Raw genomic sequence first — 23,182 nt, forward strand, 5'->3', positions numbered from 1 at the left:
CATCAGCCGAGAATAGTGAAGTTTAAGGCCCCGTGGATAAGTCCACGGGGCTTTTTTTGTTTCTCTTCCCGTTTGGGAGGCTTCTCAGGATGGGCCCCGGCTCAGGGCCGGGGTGACATCGAGGGTGGGGCGAGGAAGAGCTTACTCCGCTGCCTTGGGCAGTTCCTCTGGCCGTTCCCAGCGCAGGATCGGCGAGCGGGCGGCGCGGGTTTCGTCGAGGCGACGGCGCGGGGCCTTGAGCGGGGCGGAAGTGAAGCGGGTGCTATTGCCGGATTTGGCGTCGATCGCCAGCTCTTCCATCACATCGCAGAAGCGGTCCAGCGTCTGCTTGCTCTCGCTTTCGGTCGGCTCGATCAGCATCGCGCCATGCACCACCAGCGGGAAATACATGGTCATCGGGTGGAAGCCCTCGTCGATCAGCGCCTTGGCGAAATCGAGCGTGGTGACGCCGGTGCCGGCGAGGAAGCTGTCGTCGAACAGCGCCTCATGCATGGTCGGATAGTCATTGAACGGCACCGAGAAGACATGCTCAAGTCGCGCCTTGATGTAATTGGCATTGAGCACCGCATCCTCGGCCGCCTGGGCGAGGCCATCGCCGCCATGGCTGAGCATGTAGGTCAGCGCGCGAACATACATGCCCATCTGGCCCTGGAAGGCGGTGATACGGCCCAGGGCGTCGCCCTCGGCATGTTCCACCAGTTCCAGCCCAGCGCTGCCCTGGCGCACGAACGGCACCGGAGCGAAGGGCGCCAGCGCTGCCGACAGCACCACCGGACCCGCGCCCGGGCCGCCGCCGCCATGCGGCGTCGAGAAGGTCTTGTGCAGGTTGATATGCATGGCGTCGATGCCGAGATCGCCGGGACGGACCACGCCCATGATGGCGTTGAAATTGGCGCCGTCGCAGTAAAAGAACGCCCCGGCGTCATGCACGGCTTGGGCAATCTCGATGACCTGCGGCTCGAACAACCCGCAGGTGTTCGGATTGGTCAGCATGATCGCCGCGACGTCGGGCGACAGCGCATCCTTGACCGCCTGTACGTCGACGGTGCCGTCGGTGCGGGCCGGGATGGCCTTCACCGTGTAGCCGAGGAAGGCTGCGGTGGCCGGATTGGTGCCGTGGGCGCTTTCGGGGACCAGCACGATATTGCGATGGCTTTGGCCGGCAGCGTCCTGCGCCGCCTTGATTGCCATCATGCCAAGCAGCTCGCCATGCGCGCCGGCCTTGGGCGAGAGCGCCACGGCAGCGGTGTTGGTGAGGGTCATCAGCCAGTGCGACAGCTGGTTCATCATCTCCAGCGCGCCCTGCACCGTGGAGACCGGCTGCAGCGGGTGGATGTCGGCGAAGCCGGGCAGGCGGGCGATCTTCTCGTTGAGGCGCGGATTGTGCTTCATCGTGCACGAGCCGAGCGGATACATACCGCTATCGATCGAATGATTGAGGCGGGAGAGGCGCACATAATGGCGCATCGCCTCGGGCTCGGTGAGGCCAGCCAGATCGAGCTTCAGCTTGCGCTCGAAGCCGCCGAGGCGGTCAGCGGAGATGGTCACATCCGGCAGGTCGACGCCGGAATGCTCGGTATCGCCGATTTCAAACAGCAGCGGTTCATTGGGCAGCAGCGCCGAGCCGGAGCTGGAGGCGAAGCCGGAGGTGCCGATACCGGTGGGGCGGCCTTGCGTGTTCATGCTCATGCGAGTTCCTCCGAAAGGGCGGCGCAGAGTGCGGCGATATCGGCATCGGTGGTGAGTTCGGTGGCGGCCAGCACGATGAGGTTTTCTACCGTCGGATCGTCTGGTTCGAGCCGGCTGACCGGGACGCCGCCCAGAATGCCGCGTCGGGCCAGACGCTCGATCAGCGTGGCGGCGGGCTGGCTGGTGCGAATGGTCATCTCGTTGAAGAAGGTTTTGTTGAGCACTTCGACACCCTGCACGGCAGAGAGAGCATCGGCCAGTTTGCAGGCATTGGCGTGGTTGAGACGGGCGAGGCGGGTGAAGCCGGCTTCGCCCAGCAGCGCCATATGGATCGAGAAGGCGAGAGCGCAGAGCCCCGAATTGGTGCAGATGTTCGACGTCGCCTTCTCGCGGCGGATATGCTGCTCGCGGGTCGACAGCGTCAGCACGAAGCCGCGCTGGCCTTCGGCGTCGACGGTCTCGCCACAGAGCCGGCCCGGCATCTGGCGGATGAATTTCTTGCGGGTGGCCATCAGGCCGAGATAGGGGCCGCCGAAATTGAGGGCATTGCCGATCGACTGACCTTCGGCCACCACGATATCGGCCCCGAGCGCGCCGGGTGCTTCGAGCAGGCCCAGCGACACCACTTCGGTGATGACCACGATCAGCAGCGCGCCCTTGGCGTGGGCGGCGTCGGCGGCGGCCTGCATATTGCGCAGATGGCCGTAGAAATCGGGGGTTTGGATGACGATGGCAGCGGTCGTCTCGTCGATATGGTCGAGAATGTCGCCCTGGCCCTCGGGCGAGGCGCTGAGACAGACCAGATCGGCGTCGTCTTTGAGGTAGGCGCGGACCACGTCGCGGTAATGCGGGTGCAACCCGCCCGATAGCACGATCTTGTTGCGACGGGTGAGGCGACGGGCCATCAGCACGGCTTCGGCAGTGCCGGTGGAGCCGTCATAAAGCGAGGCATTGGCCACATCCATGCCGGTGAGCTTGGCCACCTGGGTCTGGAACTCGAACAGCATCTGCAGGGTGCCCTGCGAGATTTCCGGCTGATACGGCGTATAGGCGGTGAGCCATTCCGAGCGCTGGATCAAATGATCGACCGTGGCCGGCACGTGATGGCGATAGGCGCCGGCACCGACGAAGAACGGGCCATCGGCACCGGCCTGATTCTTGCCGGCCAGGGCTTTCATATGGGCTTCGACGAGAAATTCGGGGCTGTGAGCGGGCAGGCCGAGATCAAAGCTCTTGAAGGCGCGGGCCGGGACGGCGCTGAACAGGGCATCGACATTGGCCGCGCCGATGACGCCGAGCATTTCGGCGCGTTCGTGATCGGAATGGGGGAGGTAGCGCATGGGGAGGAGGCTTCCAGTGGGTGGCGGACACCCCCTCCCTGTCCCGCCGTGGCGGAGCGGGCAGGGAGGGGGCTTGGCTTACTTGGTCAGGTCGGCGTAGCCGGCTGCGTCGAGCAGGGTGTCCAGCTCGGAGGCATCGGCGATGGCGAGCTTGTAGATCCAGCCGGCGGCTTCGGGATCGGTGTTGATCAGGCCCGGATTGGCGGACAGCGCTTCGTTGACTTCAGTCACGGTGCCGGCGACCGGAGCATAGATCTCCGACGCGGCCTTGACCGATTCAACGACGGCGACTTCGTCGCCCTTCTTGAGCACCTTGCCGACGCTGGGCAGCTCGACAAACACGATGTCGCCGAGCGATTCCTGGGCATAGGGCGTGATACCGATAATGCCGGTCGCGCCCTCGACGCGGATATATTCGTGGTCAGGGGTGAACTTGGTGGTCATGATTTGCGCTCTCAACTAGCGGTGGGTTTGCGGAAATAGCGATGCGGCACGAAGGGCGTGGGGACCACCTCTGCCGGTTGGGCTCGGCCGCGGACCGAGACCTGCAGTCTGGTGCCGTGCTCGGCGTGGCTGGGCGGCACGAAGCCCATGGCGATGGCCTTGCCCAGCGAGGGGGCAAAGCCGCCGCTGGTGACGACGCCAATGGCTGTGCCGTCAGCATCAAGGATCTCGGCGCCTTCGCGGGCCGGGGCGCCTTCAACGAGCAGCCCGACGCGGATGCGGGATGGTCCGTTTTCGCGTTCGGCCAGAATGCGCGCGGCGCCGGGGAAATCACCGGCTTCGCGGCGGCGCTTGGCGATGGCGAAGCCGAGATTGGCTTCGATCGGGGAAATGGTTTCGTTCAGTTCGTGCCCATAAAGCGGCAGGCCGGCTTCCAGCCGCAGGCTGTCGCGGGCGCCGAGGCCGGCGGGCTTGACCCGGTCATCGGCCAGCAACGCATCCCAGAGCAGGAGGGCATTAGCGTTCGAGACCAGGATTTCAAAGCCGTCTTCGCCGGTATAGCCGGCGCGGGAGACGATCAGCTTCTCGCCGCCCCAGTCGAAGGCAGCATATTGCATGAAGCCAAGTTCGATGGCGCCGGGAGCGATTTGCGCCATCACATTGACGGCTTCGGGGCCTTGCAGCGCCAGCAGGGCATTGTCGCCATCGACGCGGCCGAACTTGGCAGCGTCACCGGCGGCAGCCTGGATACGGGCGAAGTCACCCTCCTTGGTGCCGGCATTGACCACGATATAGAGCGCGCCGCCGAACAGTGGCGAGCGGCCGATCATCAGATCGTCGAGAGTGCCGCCTTCCTCGTTGAGCAGCAGGGTGTAGCGAATCTGCCCGGGCTTGAGCCCGGCGATATCCCCGCAGATCAGCGGCTCGATCAGCGCGGCGACGGCGGCGTGATCGGCATCGGCGTCGCCGCTGGGATTGTTGAGCACGAGAAAGCTCGGCCCCATATGGCTGACATCGAACAGGCCGGCCTGTTCACGGGTCCATTTATGCTCGCCCATGATCCCGCTGGGATATTGCACGGGGAGCGAATAGCCGCTGAACGGCACCATGCGACCACTGGCGGCAAGGTGACGCTCGTAGAGCGGCGTGAATTTAAGGTCTTCGGCTGAGGTTTGGGCCATCAACACATCCTGGAACTGAACAAGGCGACACGACTACACTCGCCTTGCGGCGAATTCCGTGCCCCCTCTGTCCTTGATCACCTGAGAGATTTCCCGGCTGAGCGCCGGTTGCTCCTTCGGTGGGACCAGGCAAGGTGCCGGTCCGCTTTCCAGAGTTATAGTGGTGCTGCGGTCCTTTTGCCTGAGAGTTTCCGGGGCGGTTGCTCCTTCGGCGCCGGAGAAAAACCAGTCTCTCCCGCAGTTCGGGGCACCATGGTGGAGAATCTGAAAGGCGTCAATTGCCTCACCACCGCTTTTCCTTCTCCCCTTGAGGGAGAAGGTGCCCCGAAGGGGCGGATGAGGGGTTGGTGCAACAACGTCAAAGCATGGGCGAGCGCAGGACCCCTCACCCTGACCTTCCGCTGAACGCGTCAGGTCTGTCCCTCTCCCTCAAGGGGCGAGGGGAAGGCAAGATCAGTATAGCGCAAACGAAAAGGGCGGGCATAACTTGCCCGCCCTTTTCTCAATTTCTGTGGCTGAAGCTTAGTTCAGCCGGTTGCCGACATCGGCGATGGCGTTGTCGACGACCGAACCGCCCTTGCGGTTCATTTCGTCGGTCAGCACCAGCCGGGCTGCCTCGATGGCGACGTCAGCCGAGCGGGCGCGCACTTCGGCGACGGCCTGGGCCTCGGCCTGGGCGATCTTGTCTTCCACCGACTTGGTGCGGCGGGCGATCAGATCGGCCAGCGATACCTGAGCCTCGGCGGTGAGGCGGGTGGCCTCGTCCTTGGCGGCAGCGATGATGCCTTCGGCTTCGCTCTCGGCGGCGACGCGCTTCTGCTCATATTCAACGAGCAGGGCAGCGGCCTCTTCGCGCAGCTGCTTGGCAGCAGCCAGGTCGTCGGCGATCTTCTGGATCTGGGCGTCGAGCATCTTGGCGATGATGCCGTGGATGCCGAAATACATCGCCCCTGCAATGAAGATGATCAGCGAGAGGAAGGCGTAGAAGCTGTTGTCCAACCATTCCATGGCGCTTACTCCTTCGATGCCTTGGCGACCGCGGCGCGGACGCTATCGGCCGAAACGTCGCCCACCAGCTGGGTCACGACACTCTGCGCGGTTTCCGTGGCGATTTCATCGACATGGGTCAGCGCTTCGGTCTTGGTGGTGTTGATCCGCGCCTCGGCTTCCGTCACCTTGCCGGTGAGGTCGGCTTCGACGGCGCTGCGCTTGGCAGCCAGATCGGCCTGGATCGATTCGCGGGTCTCGCTGGCAATGCCCTGTGCCTTGGACTTGGCTGCAGCCAGAGCCGCTTCGTAGGCAGCGATGGCAGCGTCGGTCTTTTGGCGCGACGCATCAGCGGCCGCCAGATCGGCGTCGATGATGGCCTTGCGGCCTTCCAGAATGCCGCCAATGCGGGGCAGTGCAATCCGGCTCATCAGCAGATAGAGCGCGGCGAACGTGATCGTCAGCCACAGCAATTGCGATGGGAATGTTGCCGGATCAAAGGGCGGGAATACGCCTGAATCATGCTCGCCAGCCGAGGCTTCGGTAGTGGCATGGGTGTCAGCGGTTGGATCGGCGAGGTTCACATCAACGACGCTATCAGCGCCCTCTACGTGGACTTCGGCCGGTGCAGCCGCTTCTTGGGCATAGGCTTGCGTTACCATCAGGTGCGGTCCCGTTAAATCCGGTCAGCCGGCGAGTAGCCGGATAAATATACGCAGCCGGGACGAGTCCCGGCCGCGAAGACAGGCGTGTGACGTCGAATATTAGACGACGAACAGCAGGATCAGGGCAACCAGGAACGAGAAGATGCCCAGAGCTTCGGTCACGGCGAAGCCGAAGATCAGGTTCGAGAACTGGCTCGGTGCTGCCGACGGGTTGCGCAGGGCGCCCGACAGGAAGTTGCCGAAGATGTTGGCCACGCCAATGGCGGCACCAGCCATACCGAAACAAGCAATACCGGCGCCGATGTACTTTGCGGCTTCAGCTTCCATTTTTTAGTCCTTTCAAGCGACTTTTAAGCGGGGGTTCTGGCGGAACAGCCCGCCGTGACTGGGTAGATTAGTGAGACGGGTGGATCGCGTCGTTGAGGTACATGCAGGTGAGCACCGCAAAGACATAGGCCTGAACAGCACCAACCAGGAATTCCAGTCCGGTGATGGCAACGCCCATAATCAACGGCAGCGCCGAACCCAGGATGCCAAGGAAACCCAGGCTGCTCATGGTGACGATGAAGCCGGTGAAGACTTTTAGCGTGATATGGCCGGCAAGCACGTTGCCGAACAGACGCACGGAAAGCGAGATCGGGCGGCTCATGAACGAGATGAACTCGATTGGCGCCACGATGGGAAGAATGTAGCCGGGCACGCCGGAGGGCACGAACAGCTTGAGGAATTTGGGGCCGTTCTTGAGGAAGCCGTAAACAATGACCGTCAGGAACACCAGCATCGACAGCGCGAAGGTGACGATGATGTGGCTGGTGACGGTGAAGAAATACGGCACCATGCCGAGCATGTTGGCCACGAAAATGAAGGTGAACAGGCTGAACACCAGCGGGAAGAACTTCATCCCCTCGGTGCCGGCAGCGCTGCGCACCATATTGGCGACGAAGCCGTAGACCAGCTCGCTGACCAACTGGGCCCGGCTGGGCACCACGCGCTTCGCGCCGGTCGACAGGATCAGGTAGAGCGAAATAATCGCAATCGTCACCACCATGAACAGCGACGAATTGGTGAACGCAAAGTGGACGCCGGACCCTTCGGTACCATCACCACCAAGGGTGAATAGCGGGAACATGTCCTCGATGACGAACTGGTGGATCGGATCAGTACCGGCCAAGATAGAGCCCTCTAAACGTCATCAATTTACATCTTCGTCTTCCACGTCGGGTCCTAGATCGGAGCCCGGCGGGGGAGGCGATGCGGCATTCATTTGTGCCACCACACGGGTGACATTGAGTATTCCAGCGGCGAAGCCCACCAGGAACATGGTGAGCAAGCCCCAGGGGCTGGTCCCCAGGCCAAGATCGATGAGATAGCCGAAGCCGGTCCCCACCAATATCGCGGCGATGAATTCGGTGCCGATGCGCATGCCGCGCGCCATACCGCTCATCTCCGGGGTTGCACTAGCCGAGGCCTTGTTGTCCTCGATATCGCGTACCCGCTTGGCCGAGGCAATACGCGATGCGAGATCGCGCGTCACCTCTTTGGTGCTGTCTGGCTGACCTTTGCCACTCGGCGGTTTTGTCATCCGCTTGCCTGCCTCGGTCGACCCTGCCCGGCATTTCCGGGACACCTTCTTAAGTCGCGCGCAACATAGTAGTGGGGTTGGAGAGTGTCAAGACGGCCTTGTCGGCTGTAAGTCATTGGTATGTAATGTAAAATCAGCGTGCGACGGGGGTGCGGCATGCTGTCCACAGGGGATCATGGCGAAGTCGAGGCAGTGACGGGGGGATTCTGTCGCATTCCGGCACGGCCAGCGACCGCGCGGCGCCAGCCGAACGGAGGGAAAGGACGAGCGGAGCCCCGAGGTGGCTGTCGCCTCGATGGATAGTAAAAAATGAGGTGATAGTCGCCTCGGGGCGTCGGGTTTTTCTCGGAAGGCAGACCGCAAGCCCCAGCATGGACCCGTAGCCCCATGCCCGAATGCCCCATCCGCACAGCCCAGGGCGAAGCGCGACCTCCACCCTCCCGACCGTCAATCCGGACACCGGTCGCTGCAGCGCCGCTCGTATCCCGGAAGATGGGGGGAGTATGGCACGGGAATTGGGGGCGGGGATAAGATGGATAAGTGGGGGTGGAAAGGTGGATCACCGGGGACGGGCCCGGTGATGACGGTGGGGAGGGGGCGGTTATCTTTCCCCTATCGTCATTGCCCGGCTTGTCCGGGCAATCCATCTTCTTGCCATCACCGCGCGTCGAACAGCCACGAACTGAGGTCAGCCCAGTCGGGATTGATGGCTTCGATCAGATTGATCTTCCATTGTCGGGGGTATTTTTTGATCGACTTCTCGCGTTGGATCGCATCAACCACCAGATCATGCTCTTCGAGCCAGACCAGGGTTCTGACGCCATAACGCGAGGTGAAGCCGGGCGTCAGTGCGTGCTGATGCTCGAATAGCCGGCGTGATGGATTGGATGTGACGCCGGTATAGAGCGTCCCATTTTTCTTGGATGCCAGGATGTAGACATACCCCTTCATCTATCCAGCATGCCGGAAGATGGATCACCGGGACAAGCCCGGTGATGACGGTGGGGAGAGATGATTTTTCATTCGTCATTGCCCGGCTTGTCCGGGCAATCCAGCTTCTTTCAGGCTCTACCCCGCCTCAAGAAACCTCTCCGCCGTCGTCAAATCCACCGAGACCAGCTGGCTCACGCCGCGTTCGGCCATGGTGACGCCGAACAGGCGGTCGACGCGGCTCATGGTGATTGGGTTGTGGGTGATGACCATGAATCGGGTGTTGGTGCGCTGGCGCATGGATTCCAGCAGGTTGCAGAAGCGTTCCACGTTGGCGTCGTCGAGCGGGGCGTCGACTTCGTCGAGCACGCAGATCGGTGCCGGATTGGTCAGGAACACGGCAAAGATCAGGCTCATGGCGGTGAGGGCCTGTTCGCCGCCGGACAGCAGCGTCATGGTCTGTGGCTTCTTGCCGGGCGGGCGGGCGATGATTTCGAGGCCGGCTTCGAGCGGGTCGTCGCTTTCGACAAAGCTCAGCTCGGCAGTGCCGCCACCGAAGAGGCTGGTGAACAGCTCCTGGAAATAGGCGTTGACCTTGACGAAGGCCTCGTTGAGCCGGGCGCGGCCTTCGCGATTGAGCGAGGCGATGCCGGTGCGCAGCTTGGCGATGGCCTCCACCAAATCGTCCTTGTCCTTGACCATCAGGTCGAGCTTTTCCTGAATCTCGATGGCTTCCTTTTCGGCGGAAAGGTTCACCCCACCCAGCCGCTCGCGCTCGGCCTTGAGGCGGTCGAGCTTTTGTTCGGTGACGTGTTCGGCGGGAAGCGGCTCTTCGGGGCGAATGCCGGAGGCTTCCAGCGTCTTGCTCGCCGGAATGTCGAGTGATTCTTCGATCTGGCGTTCGATCTGCTGGCGCTGGGCGATGAAGCCCTTGGCGCGCTCCTCGATGCGGGTCAGCTCGATGCGGGCATTGGCCAGCAGATCGCTGGCGGTCTTGAGCGCGCGGTCGGCCTCGCGAAAGCCGGTCTGGGCGACGTTGAAACTGTCGCCAGCGGCCTGATGCTCGATCTTGGCCGTCTCGATCTGGTCTTCAAGCTGGGCGCGGCGGGCGGCGAAACCATCGGGGGTTTGGGCGACGCTGGCCAGCTGGGCGCTGACTTCGGCACTGCGCTGGTCGAGCGTGGCGAGCTGGGCCAGGGCGCCGTCGCGGCGGCGCTGCCAGCTTTGGGCGTCACGGTCCAGCTGGGAGAGGCGGCTCTCGCGCATGCGGGCGGCGGTTTCGAAGCTGCCCAGCTTCAGGCGGGATTGATCGGCGCGGTCGCGGGCGGTGTCGAGCAGTGATTGGAGGGCTTCGGCGTGTTCGGCGGCCTCGTCCTCGGTGCCGGCCTCATGCAAGGCGTTTTCGGCCTCGTCGCGACTGGCTTCGGCTTCCTCGAGGCTGGTGGCGAGGCGGGTACGGGCTTCGTCGAGCGCCGATTGGCGGGTGGTCAGGTCGCCGATGGCGCGCTGAGCTTTGTCGACTTCGGACTGGGCCGCGCCGATGGCGTGCTGGGCGGCGCGCCAGGCGTCGCGACGGCCGCGCTCGTCCTGACGGGCGGCTTCGAGCGTGGCGGTCAGGGCCTCTACATCGCGCTTATGGGCGTTGCGTTCGCCCTTGGCGCGGGCGATTTCCTCATCGAGTTCGGCGAGGCGATTGCGCTGGGCCAGTCGCTGGGCGGCGGCGCTTGGCGCGTCGGCGGCGGCGATGAAACCGTCCCAGCGCCACAGCGCACCATCCATGGTGACCAGCCGCTGGCCGGGCTTGAGCGCATGCATCAGCGCCGGGCCATCGACGGCGTGGATCAGGCCGATCTGGTCGAGGCGGCGCTTGAGCAGGGGGCTGCCGGTAACGTAGCGCGACAGTGGTTCGGCGGCCTGGGGCAGGGCGGCGTCATCGGTGTGATCGACCGGCACCGACCAGTGCATCGGCGCGCCGGCGTCGGAGCTGGCATCAAGATCATCGCCCAGCGCCGCGCCGAGCGCGGTTTCATAGCCGGGCGCGACCTTGAGTTCATCGACAATGGCCGGCCAGAGACTGGCGCCGACATTGAGCATTTTGCCCAGGGTGGCGGCTTCGGCTTCGAGCCGATTGAGTGCGGCCTCGATATCGGCAAGGCGCGGGCGGGCGGCGTCGAGCCTGGCCTGGGCGTCGGCGGTGGCGTCCTCGGCTTCAAGGGTGAGCTCTTCGGCACCGGCCATGGTGTCCTGCGCGGCGGCCAGTTCGGCGCGCTTGGCGCTGAGGGTTTCGTCGGCGTCGAGGCTGGCGGTAACGGTGCGGGCTTCCTGCTCGACTTCGGCGAGCTGGTGGCTCAGGCGCTGAATGCGGGTGGCGGCTTCCTGGGCGCTGCGGCTGGCTTGGGCGCTGCGGGCGCGCACCTGCGCCAGCGTGTCGGCGGCCGCGCGGGCCCGGGTCTCGGCCTCGGCCACGGCGTTGCGCGCGGTGTCGGCCTCGATGCGGGCCTGGTCGAAATCACCTTGTGCCGCTTCGCCCTCGGCGGCGAGACCGTATTGTTCCTCTTCATAGGTGGCCAGCGTGAGCTCGGCTTCCTCGACCAGTTCGCGCTCGCGCACGCCGTCGGCGGTGAGCTGGCGGATGCGGTCTTCCAGCTCGGCCTGACGCTGGCCGGCACGGCGCGCTTCCTCGGCCAGCTGTTCGGCCAGAATGGTGTAGCGCTGCAGCACGGCGCCGGTCACCGCTTCGCGGTCGCGCAAGGGTTGCAGCGCGGCATCGGCGGCTTCGAGTTTTTTCTGCGCCTCAAATTGCAGATGGGTGGCGTCGGCCAGGTCGCGGATGAGCACGGCCTGCTGCGCCTCGGCCTCCTTTTCGGCGAAGCGGGCCGCCACCCAGCGGATATGATAGAGCGTCGCCTCGGCGCGGCGGATATCGCCGGACAGCGCGCGATAGCGAGTGGCCAGACGGGCCTGACGCTTGAGGGTTTCGAGCTGGGTGTCGATCTGGGCGATGACGTCATCGACGCGTTCGAGATTGGTCTCGGCGCCGCGCAGCCGCAACTCGGCTTCATGGCGGCGCGAATGCAGCCCGGAAATGCCGGCGGCCTCTTCGAGCAGGGCGCGGCGGGCGGTGGGCTTAGCGGCGATCAACTCGCCGATCTGGCCCTGCCGCACCATGGAGGGGGAATGGGCGCCGGTGGAGGCATCGGCAAACAGCAATTGCACGTCGCGGGCGCGCACTTCCTTGCCATTGACGCGATAGACCGAGCCGGCCTCGCGCTCGATGCGGCGGGTGACTTCGAGCACATCGGCATTGTTGAGGGCAGCCGGGGCGGTGCGGTCGGAATTGTCGAGGACGAGGGTGACTTCGGCGCTGTTGCGGGCCGGGCGATTGCCGGAGCCGGAAAAGATCACGTCATCCATGCCCGAGGCGCGCATGGCCTTGTAGGAGCTTTCGCCCATCACCCAGCGCATGGCTTCGACGAGGTTGGACTTGCCGCAGCCATTGGGCCCGACAATGCCGGTCAGTCCCGGCTCCATGACCAGGGTGGTCTCATCGGAGAAGGATTTGAAGCCGTGCAGCTTGAGGCGGGAGAACTTCATCGCTGCCCCCCCATGCAAAAGGCGACACCTCCCCCATCATGGGGGAGGTGCTGATTGTGCTTGCGGAAATTACTGCGCAGCAGGGGCGGCTGGGGCCATGGCGCCACCAGCGGGAGCCATCGCGTCGACAGCCGGCGCCATGGCATCGGCTGCGGGGACGGCAGCAGCGGGTTCGGTGGCGACGAAATCGGCAGGCACAAGCGGATCGATCGCGGCCGCGAGTTCCTCGAGCGTCTTGTCACCGGTGAGCGTCTTGCCATTGACATAAAATGTCGGCGTACCCGTCAGTTTGAATTCATCGAGCGCCTGTTCGCGCAAGGCTTCCATCCCGGTGAATAGCTCCTGATTCGTCAATGCGGCATCAAAAGTTTCCTGGGTAAAGCCCAACTGCTTGGCGATTTCGAGAATGGCGTCGCGCGGCGTCTGCGAAGCGGCCCAGGTGGCCTGGGTCTTGAAATAGGTCGACAGCACATTGTGGTAGTTGGTCGGGCCGGCGGCTTCGGCCAGCATGAACACGGCGGCGTCGAGCACGTTGCGCACGAAGGGGCGGGTGATGAACCGCACCTTGCCGGTATCGACATAGGCGGCGACGAAGGCGGGGGAGACGTTATTGGCGAAGGTCGCGCAATGCGGGCAGGTCGGCGAAGCGTATTCAATGACCGTGACCGGCGCGGTTTCGCTGCCGCGAGCATGGTCGGCTACGCCGCCGGCGGGCGCCATCAGCTTGGCAACGTCGATCATGTCGCCTTCGGCTGCGCTGGCGGTGGCAACCCCGCAAAGGCTCAGGGCCGACGCGGCCGCAGCCAGCATAAGGGTGTCACGGCGGGTAAATTTCACTTCGAACGCTCCTGTTTTAATGTGCGGACACTACACCGGGCAAATGTGTGGGCAAGTGGGCACATCCATCAACCTAAGGTGAACACTGGCCCTATTTTTTCTCTGACCGGCTGGACATGGCGTGACCCAGACTCCGCAAGGCTTCCCTTACATCGTCATTTTCGATCTCGGCCACCATGGCCCCGACCTTGCTCACGACCTCGGGGGCCGGTTGGAAGGTTTGCTCCGGTTTGGCTGAACCGGGGGTGAATGCCTCGGATGAGAGGCGCACCGCCCCCACTAGCACGAAGCCGAAATAGCGATTGACCGCCGCCGCGATCTTGGGCCCTTCATGGGCAATGGCCAGCGCATGGCCGGGCACGCAGCGCAGCACCAAGGTCGCGCCTTCGGCACTGCGCTCGCCGCGCGGCCAGCTCAGCTTGTCGGGAATGGCGACGCTGTCATAGGGTTTTGGCGCCATCACCGACCAATGGGTGATGATGTCCCGGCTGGCAAAGCCGCGCTTTTTCAGCACCGGATCGAGCGCGCCCGACAAAACGTCGGCCACGCTCATGGTCCGGTTGCGGCGCTTGGGCTCGGGAAGGTCGTCTTTGGCCATGGGTCTTGGAATACCCCCACCCCGGCCCTGCCCACAAGAGCCTGTTGTGCAATTGAGCGCCACGACCGTGGTGTTCTTTGACATTGCCTCACCCCAACCTTGAGCCGGGATCCATCCCCAGATCGTGCAGGTGAACCCATCTCAGGATGGGTCCCGGCTCAAGGCTGGGATGACACCGCGATTTGTTGCAGGACTTGCGCAAACAGGTCTTGTGGGCAGGGCTGAGGTGGGGGTATCCGATGCTGATGTACCTCTCCAATCCCGCTCCCATCGACGCGCCGGCTGTTCTTGCCTGGTATGATCGCCATGCGCGCGATCTGCCTTGGCGGGTCGCGCCGGGGGAGCGGGCGCGTGGGGTGCGGCCGGATCCATACCGGGTGTGGCTCAGCGAAGTGATGTTGCAACAGACCACCGTGGCGGCGGTGAAGAGCTATTTCGTCCGTTTCACCAGCCTGTGGCCGACGGTGTTCGATCTCGCCGCCGCGCCACTCGACAGTGTGCTCAAGGAGTGGGCGGGGCTGGGCTATTATGCGCGGGCGCGAAATCTGCATGCCTGTGCGCAGGCGGTGGTGGACCAGCATAATGGCGTGTTCCCGACCGGTTCGGTGGCGCTGCAAACCCTGCCGGGGATCGGCGCCTACACCAGCGCGGCCATCGCCGCGATCTGTTTTGACGAGCCCATTGCGGTGCTCGACGGCAATCTCGACCGGGTGCTGGCGCGCTATTATGCGCTGCCGGTGCCGGTGCGCGAGGCCAAGGACGAATTGCGGGCGGCGCTGCAGGCCTCGGTGCCGGAGCGGGCCGGCGATTTCGCCCAGGCGATGATGGATCTGGGCGCCACGATCTGCGCGCCGCGGACTGCCGCCTGCATGCTGTGCCCGATCCAGCCCGGCTGCGTGGCGACCAAGGCAGGCGATCCGACCATCTATCCGGTCAAGCCGGCCAAGGCTGAACGCCCGGTGCGCAAGGGCCATGCCTATGTGATGCGCGACGGCGATGGTGACGTGTTCCTCCAAAGCCGCCCGACCAAGGGGCTGCTCGGCGGCATGACCGAAGTGCCGGGCTCGGACTGGGCAGCTTCGCTGCCGGACGCGGACTATCCCGTCACCGGCGCCTGGCAGCATCGCGGGCAGGTGGTGCATGTGTTCACCCATTTCCGGCTGGAACTGGAAGTGTGGTCGGCCGAGGTGGACGCGACTGGCATGGATGGCGGCTGGTGGAGCGAGCGCCGGGCGCTCAAGGGCGAGGCGCTGCCGACATTGTTCCGCAAGGTGCTGGCAGCGGCGGGGCTGGAGTAAGGCGGACTATGGCGCGGCGACGAGCCCGCGCCATTCCTGCAATAGAGCGTCTTTCGCCCTGATCCCCCCGGAGATGCTTTCGCGTTTTTCATCCTGAGCGAGTCGGGCGAAGACCAAAGTGCGATCCCCCTTCTTGGCCCAGCCCACGAACCAGCCCCAGCCTTTGCTGCGGTCAAACGCGCCATCGGCCAATCGCGGATAGGCGGAACCAGTTTTGCCGGAAATCATCCAGCCCTCGTCGGCCGGGGTGGTTTCCACAATGGCCAGGGTCATGTCGATGGCGTGGGGCTGGACCGGCAAAGAGCGGTTGAGGAGGTTGCGGAGAAACGCCACCTGCTCGACAGGCGCGATCTTGAGCGATGAACTGATCCAGGCGCGTTCAAGCGCATTGTTCTTGCCCGCATCTCCGGCGAAATCCGCATTGCCGTAGCCCAGCGCCAACGCGTAGCGCTCTAAGGTTTCGACGCCCAGCGCGGCAGTGAGCTGCTGGGAGAACCAGACCACCGAATATTTCATCCAGCGCGTCGGATCTGTTGGCTGTTGCCAATTGTCGCCACCCCAATCGGCATAGCCCGCTTTGAAGGGCAGGGCGGGCGTGCTGGCGTCGGTGAGCACGCCAGCGTCAAACCCCATCACGCTCAGCGCCAGCTTGAACGTCGAGGCCGGCGTTACCCGCGAGCGGCAATCGCCTCGTTCCAGCAGCACCACCCCGGTCTCCGCATCAGCAATGACGGTGCAAATGGTTTTGGCACTGGCTGGGGCCACGGACATGACAAGGGCGAGCAGGCAGAGGGCGAGATGTTTCATGGACACGATCTACAATGGTGGGCACCGGGCGCTCAAGGGCAGGGCAGTTTTGCTCACTGCGGGGCTGGAATGCATGAGCGTATCTTGAGCTATCGGTCGTTAGCAGTTAGGTAGGCCTGATCCACTCGCGCCATGGCGCACTGGTGCTATCGGGCCTTTGGCGCCCACCCCCAATAGAGGTGCGACAGGCTCATTGACGTTAAACACGCCCTATTATCTCGTCGACAAGACGGCTTTGCTCTCCAATCTGGAGAAAATTTCGCGGTTGCGCGAGCGCTCGGGTGCCAAGTGCCTGCTGGCGCTTAAATGCTTTGCCACCTGGTCGGTGTTTGACCTGATGGCCGAGCATATGGATGGCACCACGTCGTCCTCGCTCAACGAAGTGAAGCTCGGCTACGAGAAATTCGGCGGCGAAACGCATGCCTATTCGGTCGCCTATTCGGATGGCGAGATCGATGAGGTCGTGGCCAATTGCGACAAGATCATCTTCAATTCGCTGGGCCAGTTGCAGCGGTTTCACGCCAAGGCGGCGGGCAAGCAGATCGGGCTCCGGCTCAATCCGCAGGTCAGCAGCTCCGATTTCCTGATTGCCGACCCGGCGCGGCCGCATAGCCGGCTGGGGGAGTGGGATCTGGCGCGGATCGAGCCGGCGCTGGAGCTGATCTCGGGCGTGATGATCCATTGCCATTGTGAAAATGATGATTTCGCCAGCTTCTCCGCCATTCTGGGCGAGATCGAAACGCGCTTCGGCAGCGTGCTGGAACAGCTCGATTGGGTGAGCCTGGGCGGTGGCATTCACTTCACCGGCGCCGACTATCCGCTCGATGATTTTGCCGACCGGCTCAAGCTTTTTGCCGAACGCTGGGGCGTGCAAGTCTATTTGGAGCCGGGCGAAGCGGCGATTACCAATTCCACCACGCTGGAAGTGAGCGTGCTGGATACATTGCACAATGGCAAGGAACTCGCCATTGTGGACGCTTCGATCGAAGCCCATATGCTGGATCTGCTGATCTACCGGATCGAAGCCAAGATCGCCCCGAATATGGGGCAACATACCTATATGATATGCGGCAAGTCATGCCTTGCCGGCGATATCTTCGGGGAGTTCCAGTTCGAAAACCCCTTGAGCGTGGGCGACCGCATCTCCATTCAGGATGCGGGCGGTTACACCATGGTCAAGAAGAACTGGTTCAACGGCGTCCACATGCCCTCGATTGCGGTCAGGGAATTGGACGGTCGGGTGCGGCTCGTCAAGAGCTTCACCTACACGGACTATGTCGACAGCCTCTCCTAGAGAGGGCGACTTGGTTCAGCGTAGCCACTGCCGGGAGCCGCTCAGGCGCCGGTGCCGATTGGAACGCGTTCAGAGTGCTGACTGAGGTCTCGCTGCTCGCGTATTGACTAGGTGTTTCGTGCCAATTGAAAAAGAACGTCCTGATTATCGGGGCCGGGGGTGTGGCGCAGGTCGTCGCGCATAAAGTCGCCCAGGCCAACGACATCCTTGGTTCCATCCACATCGCTTCGCGCACCGTGGATAAATGCCATGCCATCATTGCCAGCATTATCGACAAACGCGCGCTGAAGGTGCCGGGGGTGCTCGAAGCGCACCAGCTCGACGCCATGGATGTGGAAGCCACCAAGGCTCTCATCATCCGCGCTCGTGCCGGCATCGTCATCAATGTGGGCTCCGCCTTCCTCAACATGTCCGTGCTGCGGGCCTGTATGGATACCGGCGCGGCCTATATCGACACCGCCATTCATGAAGACCCCGAGCGGATCTGCGAAGCCCCGCCCTGGTACGGCAATTATGAATGGACCCACCGCACCGAATGCGAACGCAAGGGCATTACCGCCATTCTGGGGGCCGGATTCGACCCTGGCGTGGTCAATGCCTATGCCGCGCTGGCTGCCGAGGACTATTTCGACAGCATTGACTCGATCGATATCATTGACGTGAACGCCGGCTCGCATGGCCGGTATTTCGCCACCAATTTCGATCCGGAGATCAATTTCCGCGAATTCACCGGCAACGTGTGGAGCTGGCAGGATAGTGCCTGGACCGAGAACCGTATGTTCGAGGTGCAGCGCAGCGATATCCTGCCCGTCGTGGGTGAGCAGACGACCTATCTGACCGGCCATGACGAGGTGCACTCGCTCTCGGCCAATCTCGACGTGCCCAATGTCCGGTTCTGGATGGGGTTCGGGGCGCATTACATCAATGTGTTCACCGTGCTGAACAATCTGGGCCTGCTCTCGGAAAAGCCGGTCATGACCGCCGAGGGGCTGGAGGTGATCCCGCTCAAACTTGTCAAAGCCGTGTTGCCGGACCCGGCCTCGTTGGCCCCGACCTATAGCGGCAAGACCTGCATCGGTGATCTGGTGAAGGGGCGCAAGGACGGCGAGGAACGCGAAGTGTTCATCTACAACGTCGCCGACCACGAAGAGAGCTATGCCGAAGTCGGCAGCCAGGCGATTTCCTATACCGCCGGAGTGCCGCCGGTGGCGGCTGCCATCCTGGTGGCCAAGGGCCTCTGGGATGCCAAGCGCATGGTCAATGTCGAGGAACTGCCGGCCAAGCCGTTCCTGGCGCTGCTGAACGACATGGGCCTGCCGACGCGGATTCGCGATGAAGCGGGGGATCGGGCGCTCAGCTTTGAAGCAAGCGAGAGCCGGCCGGCCAGCAAGCGGGCCGCCTCACACTGATGGCCTGACACAGAAAAAGGCCGCCGGGGCAAACCGGCGGCCGAGGTAAGAGCCTGATTGATTGGAGGTCAGGATCAGGCAGAAAGCAAATCAAGTTTTGCACGGATGCCCGTGCGTAGATCGTCGATCGGGCTAACCTGCCCGAGATGTTCGCGATGCCAGAACGTCCAGCCATTACAGGCTTCCGCTCCCTGAACCAGCGCCCCCACCTTGTGGATGGAGCCCTGATGGGTTCCCGAGATCAGCGAGCCGTCAGCACGAACCATGGCGAAGTAACGCTTCGATGCGTCGAAGAGTTGCGCGCCCGGCTCGATTAATCCCTGTTCGATCAGCGAACCAAACGGAATGCGGGTTTCCTTGCGCTTCGGCGTTACCGATTGCAGCGCCTCGAACACGCCGGGGCGAATGGTGGAAATCCGCTTCAACGCCGCATTGATATAGCTCTGCTCGCGCTCGATGCCGATGAAATGGCGACCCAGCTTGCGCGCCACGGCGCCGGTGGTGCCGGTGCCGAAGAACGGGTCGAGCACGATATCGCCCGGCTTGGTGGTGGCATTGAGGATGCGGAACAGCAGGGCTTCCGGCTTCTGGGTCGGATGGACCTTTTCGTCGTCCTCGTCCTTGAGCCGCTCATTGCCGGTGCAGATCGGGAACAGCCAGTCGCTGCGCATCTGCGTGTCGTCATTGGCCAGCTTCATCGCTTCATAATTGAAGGTGACGCGGCTTTTCTGGCTCTTGGCGGCCCAGATCAGCGTTTCATGCGCATTGGTGAAGCGCGTGCCGCGGAAATTCGGCATCGGATTGGCCTTGCGCCAAACGATGTCGTTGAGCATCCAGTAGTCGAGATCCTGTAGCGCGGTGCCGACGCGGAAAATATTGTGGTAGCTGCCGATGACCCACAGCGCCCCATCGGGCTTGAGCACCCGGCGGGCGGCCTTGAGCCAGCCGCGCGTGAAGGCGTCATAATGGGCAAAGCTGTCGAACTTGTCCCAGTCGTCATCGACCGCATCGACCTTGGACTGGTCGGGGCGCGTCAGACTCTGGTCAAGCTGCAGATTATACGGCGGATCGGCAAAGATGAGATCGACGGAGCCGGCCGGCAAACTATTCATATGGTCGATGCAATCGCCCACGAGAATAGTGTCGATGGGGAGACGCTGGGTCTCCTCCGCAGTGGCCTGAACGACCCTACGCGCGGTACTCAACATACACTTAACCCTAACGCAGTACTAACAAGCCCGTTATAGCGCGGCAGAGTTAATGGAGCGTTTTTAAGGGGTTAGCGGGAGGTTAAGAGGGGTGGTCAGGCGACCCGGACCCGCGCCCAGGCTTCGGCGACGGGGGCGAATTCTTCGCGGTGGTGGCGGCAGGGGCCATGCTCGACCAGAGCGCGCATATGCTTGGCGGTGGAATAGCCCTTGTGGCCGGCAAAGCCGAACTGGGGCGCATCGCCATCCATGATGCGGCACATGCGGTCGCGGGTGACCTTGGCGACGATGGAGGCAGCGGCGATGGAGACGCTGCGGCCATCGCCACCGATCAGCGCCAGTCCTTCGCAGGGCAGGCCGAGCGGCACGTCGCGGCCATCGATCAACACGCGATCGGGGCGCAGGCTGAGGCTACAGGCGGCCTGGGCCATGCCCCATAGGGTGGCGCCGCGAATATTGCGGCTGAGAATGATCGAGGGCGGGGCGACGACCACCGATACGGCCAGCGCCACGGCCATCACCTGCTCGAACAGGCTTTCGCGCTGATCTTCGCTCAGTTTCTTGGAATCGTTTAGGCCCAGCGGAATGGCGTCGGCGTGGAGCACCACGGCGGCGACGACGACCGGTCCGGCCAGCGGCCCGCGCCCGGCTTCGTCGACGCCGGCAACGACACGGGCGCCCCGCGCCAGGAGCGCCAGCTCATGGGAATAGTCAGGCTCGGTCTGTAGCGTCGAATCGAACAACATGGCGCCAGCATCATCCTGGCGCCGATCAAGTCAATCGCCGAGGCGGGCCAGCAGCGCCGCGCGGTCGGGCACAAACAGGTGATGACCCCGCCGATTGGTCTCATAGACGAAATCATGCAGCGCTGTGCTGGCGGCGACGTTGGCGGCGATATCGCCCTGGATGGCGAGGCGCTGACCATATTGCTCCATTTTCTGGAACACTTCGCCGGCGATGCGGGTTCTGAGATCGAGAAAGCCGGGAGCGAGGCGGGAGATCGGCACCACGATGAGGTCGGGGTTGGCGTCATAGACGTCGCCGATGAGGTCAGGCGCGGTCAGGTCACTGCCCAATAGGCCACCCTGCGGTGGCAATTCGCAGATGACGAGGCCCTTGTGCTGGGTGACATGCATGACGATCTCCGTGCTTTAGCCCTGTGCCGGGCGCGGGCCGGTTGCTATAATCGCTTCTGCCGGGGGGCGCCAGACAAAGAGAATTTGATGATCGCCAGAATTGGCAGCGTCCTTGTTGTTCTTGCCTTGAGCGTCATGCCGGCGGCAGCCGAGCCCTTCCACCATCCGTTTGGCGAATGGCGGGAATATCACCGGGACTGGCTGGCCGCCTGCCCGGATGTGATCGATGAGAGCGCCACCAGCTATTATGGCTTTTCCTGCTTCGCCAGCACCGGCAGCCAGGAGCTGAACAGCGCCAGCCTGCCCGCCTATAAGCTGACCCTGATGCGCAACCGGCTGACCGGCGATCTCGACGTGGCCATTACCGTGGCGGCTGATGGGGTGACCATCGATACCGGCCGGCCGCTGGTGCTGGCGTTTGGCGGAATGAGCCCGGACCAGTTCAGCTTCACCGAAGATCTGGAGACCCGCTACGATACCGAAAATCAGTTCTTCGTCGCTGATCCCGGGCGCACAGCGGCGCTGATCGAGCGGATGAAGGAGCGCAATGCGCTGCTGCTGACGGTGCCATTGAGCGATGGGGCGAGCAAACAGGTATGGCTATCCCTGCGCGGGGTGATGGCGTCGCTCGACTTCATGGCCAGCCATGCGCGCAAGGTGGCGCAGTATTAGAGGGGACCGGCCCTCTAAAACAAACTCATCTGCCGCTCTTCGAGGCGGGGGGCGGTGAACAGGTCATTGCGCAGGCCGGGCAGTTTGGCGTCGAGGCCATAGCGTTCGCGCGCCTTGTCGAAGCGCTGGCGCAATAGCGTGGCGTAGGGGCCTTCGCCGGTGAAGCGCGAGCCGAAACGCGGGTCGTTGTCGCGGCCGCCTCTGGTGTCGCGCACCAGCGACAACACGTGGCGGACCCGGTCGGGGAAATGGCGCAGCAGCCATTCGCGGAACACGTCGCGCACTTCGCCGGGCAGGCGCAGCAGGATCATTGAGGCGCTTTTTGCGCCCTGCGCGGCGGCGGCATCGAGAATGCGCTCCAGCTCCATGTCGTTGATCGCCGGAATCATCGGCGAGGCGCAGACCGCCACCGGCACGCCGGCCTCGCTGAGCAGGCGGATAGCCTCCAGCCGGCGGGCCGGGGAGGAGGCGCGCGGCTCCATGCGGCGGCTGAGCTTGTGGTCCATCGAGGTCATCGAGAGGGCAACCTTGACCAGACCCAATTCGGCCAACTGGGTCAGCAGATCGAGGTCGCGGATGATGAGCGCCGATTTGGTGGTGATCATCACCGGATGGCGAGTTTCCAGCATCACTTCGAGGATGCCGCGCGTCAGCTTGTGCTTGCGCTCGGCCGGTTGGTAGGGGTCGGTATTGGTGCCCATGGCGATGGGCTTGACCCGATAGCTCTTGGCCGCCAGCTCGGCGCGCAGCGCCTCGACGGCATTGACCTTGACGTAAATATCGCGCTCGAACTCGATGCCGGCCGAATGGCCGAGAAAGGCATGGGTCGGGCGGGCAAAGCAATAAGAGCAGCCATGCTCGCAGCCGCGATAGGCATTGATCGAGCGATCGAAATTGATATCCGGGCTGTCATTGGAGGTGATGATGGTCTTGGCGCGTTCGATATGCTCGACCGTCTCGAAGATCGAGAGCGGCTCGACATTGTCCCAGCCATCATCAAAGCTTTCGCGGCTCTGCTTTTCAAAGCGCCCACTGCGATTGCTCTGAGCGCCACGACCACGGATGCGGTCGGGATCAAGCAGTTCACGCCGCGCCAGATCGGCGTCGCGGCTGCGGCTGAGCATTTCGAGGGCTTCGAACGAGGGGGCCTGATAAAGGGCCATGAGACATCTCCTGCCGGGCGCGCCGCAGTCGAATCGTCACTGCAGAACGCCATTAAGGAAATAGCAGTATTTTGAGAACAAAACAAGAACTTGTATGGCGGCCTGGACTACATATGGGGGCTCCGGCCATGCGGGAGAAGGGGCGGCGGCCCAAATTTGCAGGCCAGAATTGCAATTGTGTGGGTGGACGGAACCAGGGGGCGGGCCTACACCTGCCAACCTTTCGCGGGCGCTATGCGCTCGGGCGATGTTTAAATTGATGACTTTGCATTGGCCGCCTCGGCAGCGGCTGTCGTCTGACATTTGCACTTAACAATCAGGCTGCTGACACCGGCTGTCGCAGAATTT

22 protein-coding genes and 1 riboswitch are annotated in these 23,182 nt (G+C 63.3%); of the genes, 4 read left to right on the forward strand and 18 right to left on the reverse strand.

Going from position 1 to position 23,182, the window contains the following annotated elements; all coding sequences use genetic code 11:
* Window positions 1-141: 141 nt before the first annotated feature.
* The 13 genes from gcvPB to ACX3OW_RS15355 form a co-directional block, all read right to left on the reverse strand.
* Window positions 142-1,689: an aminomethyl-transferring glycine dehydrogenase subunit GcvPB gene (gene gcvPB / locus ACX3OW_RS15295; protein WP_459096654.1), complete on the reverse strand. Its 1,548-nt coding sequence runs from the start codon at window positions 1,687-1,689 to the stop codon at window positions 142-144.
* Window positions 1,686-3,029, reverse strand: a complete 1,344-nt coding sequence (gene gcvPA / locus ACX3OW_RS15300) for an aminomethyl-transferring glycine dehydrogenase subunit GcvPA (protein WP_459096655.1) — start codon at window positions 3,027-3,029, stop codon at window positions 1,686-1,688. The genes gcvPB and gcvPA overlap by 4 nt, the downstream gene beginning before the upstream one ends.
* Before the next feature lie 78 nt (window positions 3,030-3,107).
* Window positions 3,108-3,473 carry a glycine cleavage system protein GcvH gene (gene gcvH, locus ACX3OW_RS15305; protein ID WP_459096656.1) on the reverse strand — a complete coding sequence of 122 codons (366 nt, stop codon included), beginning with the start codon at window positions 3,471-3,473 and terminating at the stop codon, window positions 3,108-3,110.
* Between the two features lie 11 nt (window positions 3,474-3,484).
* Window positions 3,485-4,654, reverse strand: coding sequence for a glycine cleavage system aminomethyltransferase GcvT (gcvT, locus tag ACX3OW_RS15310; RefSeq protein ID WP_459096657.1), 1,170 nt, complete (start codon window positions 4,652-4,654; stop codon window positions 3,485-3,487).
* A gap of 159 nt (window positions 4,655-4,813) precedes the next feature.
* Window positions 4,814-4,902, reverse strand: a riboswitch (glycine riboswitch).
* 274 nt (window positions 4,903-5,176) lie between these two features.
* A complete protein-coding gene (locus ACX3OW_RS15315; RefSeq protein WP_459096658.1) occupies window positions 5,177-5,662 on the reverse strand; it encodes a F0F1 ATP synthase subunit B family protein in 486 nt (161 codons plus the stop codon).
* Window positions 5,663-5,667: 5 nt separating this feature from the next.
* Window positions 5,668-6,306 carry a F0F1 ATP synthase subunit B gene (locus ACX3OW_RS15320; protein WP_459096737.1) on the reverse strand — a complete coding sequence of 213 codons (639 nt, stop codon included), beginning with the start codon at window positions 6,304-6,306 and terminating at the stop codon, window positions 5,668-5,670.
* 99 nt (window positions 6,307-6,405) lie between these two features.
* Entirely contained in the window at window positions 6,406-6,633 is a 228-nt protein-coding gene (locus ACX3OW_RS15325; protein WP_108462026.1) for a F0F1 ATP synthase subunit C, read from the reverse strand.
* A gap of 67 nt (window positions 6,634-6,700) precedes the next feature.
* Window positions 6,701-7,477, reverse strand: a complete 777-nt coding sequence (locus tag ACX3OW_RS15330) for a F0F1 ATP synthase subunit A (RefSeq protein ID WP_459096659.1) — start codon at window positions 7,475-7,477, stop codon at window positions 6,701-6,703.
* A 21-nt stretch (window positions 7,478-7,498) separates the two neighbouring features.
* A complete protein-coding gene (locus ACX3OW_RS15335) occupies window positions 7,499-7,888 on the reverse strand; it encodes an AtpZ/AtpI family protein (protein WP_459096660.1) in 390 nt (129 codons plus the stop codon).
* A 657-nt stretch (window positions 7,889-8,545) separates the two neighbouring features.
* Complete coding sequence (locus ACX3OW_RS15340; protein ID WP_459096661.1) at window positions 8,546-8,839, reverse strand: GIY-YIG nuclease family protein; 294 nt, start codon at window positions 8,837-8,839, stop codon at window positions 8,546-8,548.
* Between the two features lie 117 nt (window positions 8,840-8,956).
* Entirely contained in the window at window positions 8,957-12,412 is a 3,456-nt protein-coding gene (gene smc, locus ACX3OW_RS15345) for a chromosome segregation protein SMC (RefSeq protein ID WP_459096662.1), read from the reverse strand.
* A gap of 69 nt (window positions 12,413-12,481) precedes the next feature.
* On the reverse strand, window positions 12,482-13,249 hold the full coding sequence (locus ACX3OW_RS15350) for a thioredoxin domain-containing protein (RefSeq protein ID WP_459096663.1): 768 nt from the start codon (window positions 13,247-13,249) through the stop codon (window positions 12,482-12,484).
* A gap of 91 nt (window positions 13,250-13,340) precedes the next feature.
* Window positions 13,341-13,847, reverse strand: a complete 507-nt coding sequence (locus tag ACX3OW_RS15355) for a DUF721 domain-containing protein (protein ID WP_459096664.1) — start codon at window positions 13,845-13,847, stop codon at window positions 13,341-13,343.
* Between the two features lie 239 nt (window positions 13,848-14,086).
* Between ACX3OW_RS15355 and ACX3OW_RS15360 the strand changes: the two genes are divergently transcribed.
* A complete protein-coding gene (locus tag ACX3OW_RS15360; protein WP_459096665.1) occupies window positions 14,087-15,145 on the forward strand; it encodes an A/G-specific adenine glycosylase in 1,059 nt (352 codons plus the stop codon).
* Window positions 15,146-15,151: 6 nt separating this feature from the next.
* On the opposite strand, the gene blaOXA is transcribed toward ACX3OW_RS15360, so the two are convergent.
* Complete coding sequence (gene blaOXA, locus ACX3OW_RS15365) at window positions 15,152-15,958, reverse strand: class D beta-lactamase (RefSeq protein WP_459096666.1); 807 nt, start codon at window positions 15,956-15,958, stop codon at window positions 15,152-15,154.
* Window positions 15,959-16,145: 187 nt separating this feature from the next.
* Here blaOXA and ACX3OW_RS15370 point away from each other — a divergent pair, with 187 nt between their 5' ends.
* Together ACX3OW_RS15370 and ACX3OW_RS15375 are read left to right on the forward strand one after the other, a co-directional pair.
* On the forward strand, window positions 16,146-17,246 hold the full coding sequence (locus ACX3OW_RS15370; protein ID WP_459096667.1) for a carboxynorspermidine decarboxylase: 1,101 nt from the start codon (window positions 16,146-16,148) through the stop codon (window positions 17,244-17,246).
* 125 nt (window positions 17,247-17,371) lie between these two features.
* Window positions 17,372-18,655, forward strand: a complete 1,284-nt coding sequence (locus ACX3OW_RS15375; protein ID WP_459096668.1) for a saccharopine dehydrogenase family protein — start codon at window positions 17,372-17,374, stop codon at window positions 18,653-18,655.
* A gap of 74 nt (window positions 18,656-18,729) precedes the next feature.
* Here ACX3OW_RS15375 and ACX3OW_RS15380 read toward each other — a convergent pair whose 3' ends face one another.
* From ACX3OW_RS15380 to ACX3OW_RS15390, 3 genes are all read right to left on the reverse strand, one after another.
* Window positions 18,730-19,860 (reverse strand): DNA methyltransferase, encoded by a 1,131-nt coding sequence (locus ACX3OW_RS15380; RefSeq protein ID WP_459096738.1) that lies wholly within the window; start codon window positions 19,858-19,860, stop codon window positions 18,730-18,732.
* Window positions 19,861-19,958: 98 nt separating this feature from the next.
* Complete coding sequence (locus ACX3OW_RS15385) at window positions 19,959-20,609, reverse strand: ribonuclease HII (protein WP_459096669.1); 651 nt, start codon at window positions 20,607-20,609, stop codon at window positions 19,959-19,961.
* A 30-nt stretch (window positions 20,610-20,639) separates the two neighbouring features.
* A complete protein-coding gene (locus tag ACX3OW_RS15390) occupies window positions 20,640-20,999 on the reverse strand; it encodes a DUF4180 domain-containing protein (protein WP_459096670.1) in 360 nt (119 codons plus the stop codon).
* Between the two features lie 87 nt (window positions 21,000-21,086).
* Between ACX3OW_RS15390 and ACX3OW_RS15395 the strand changes: the two genes are divergently transcribed.
* Complete coding sequence (locus ACX3OW_RS15395; protein WP_459096671.1) at window positions 21,087-21,671, forward strand: hypothetical protein; 585 nt, start codon at window positions 21,087-21,089, stop codon at window positions 21,669-21,671.
* A 14-nt stretch (window positions 21,672-21,685) separates the two neighbouring features.
* Here the strand turns inward: ACX3OW_RS15395 and ACX3OW_RS15400 are convergent, their stop codons facing one another.
* Entirely contained in the window at window positions 21,686-22,834 is a 1,149-nt protein-coding gene (locus tag ACX3OW_RS15400; protein WP_459096672.1) for a PA0069 family radical SAM protein, read from the reverse strand.
* Window positions 22,835-23,182: the final 348 nt, after the last annotated feature.

Source organism: Devosia sp. A449 (assembly GCF_054489375.1).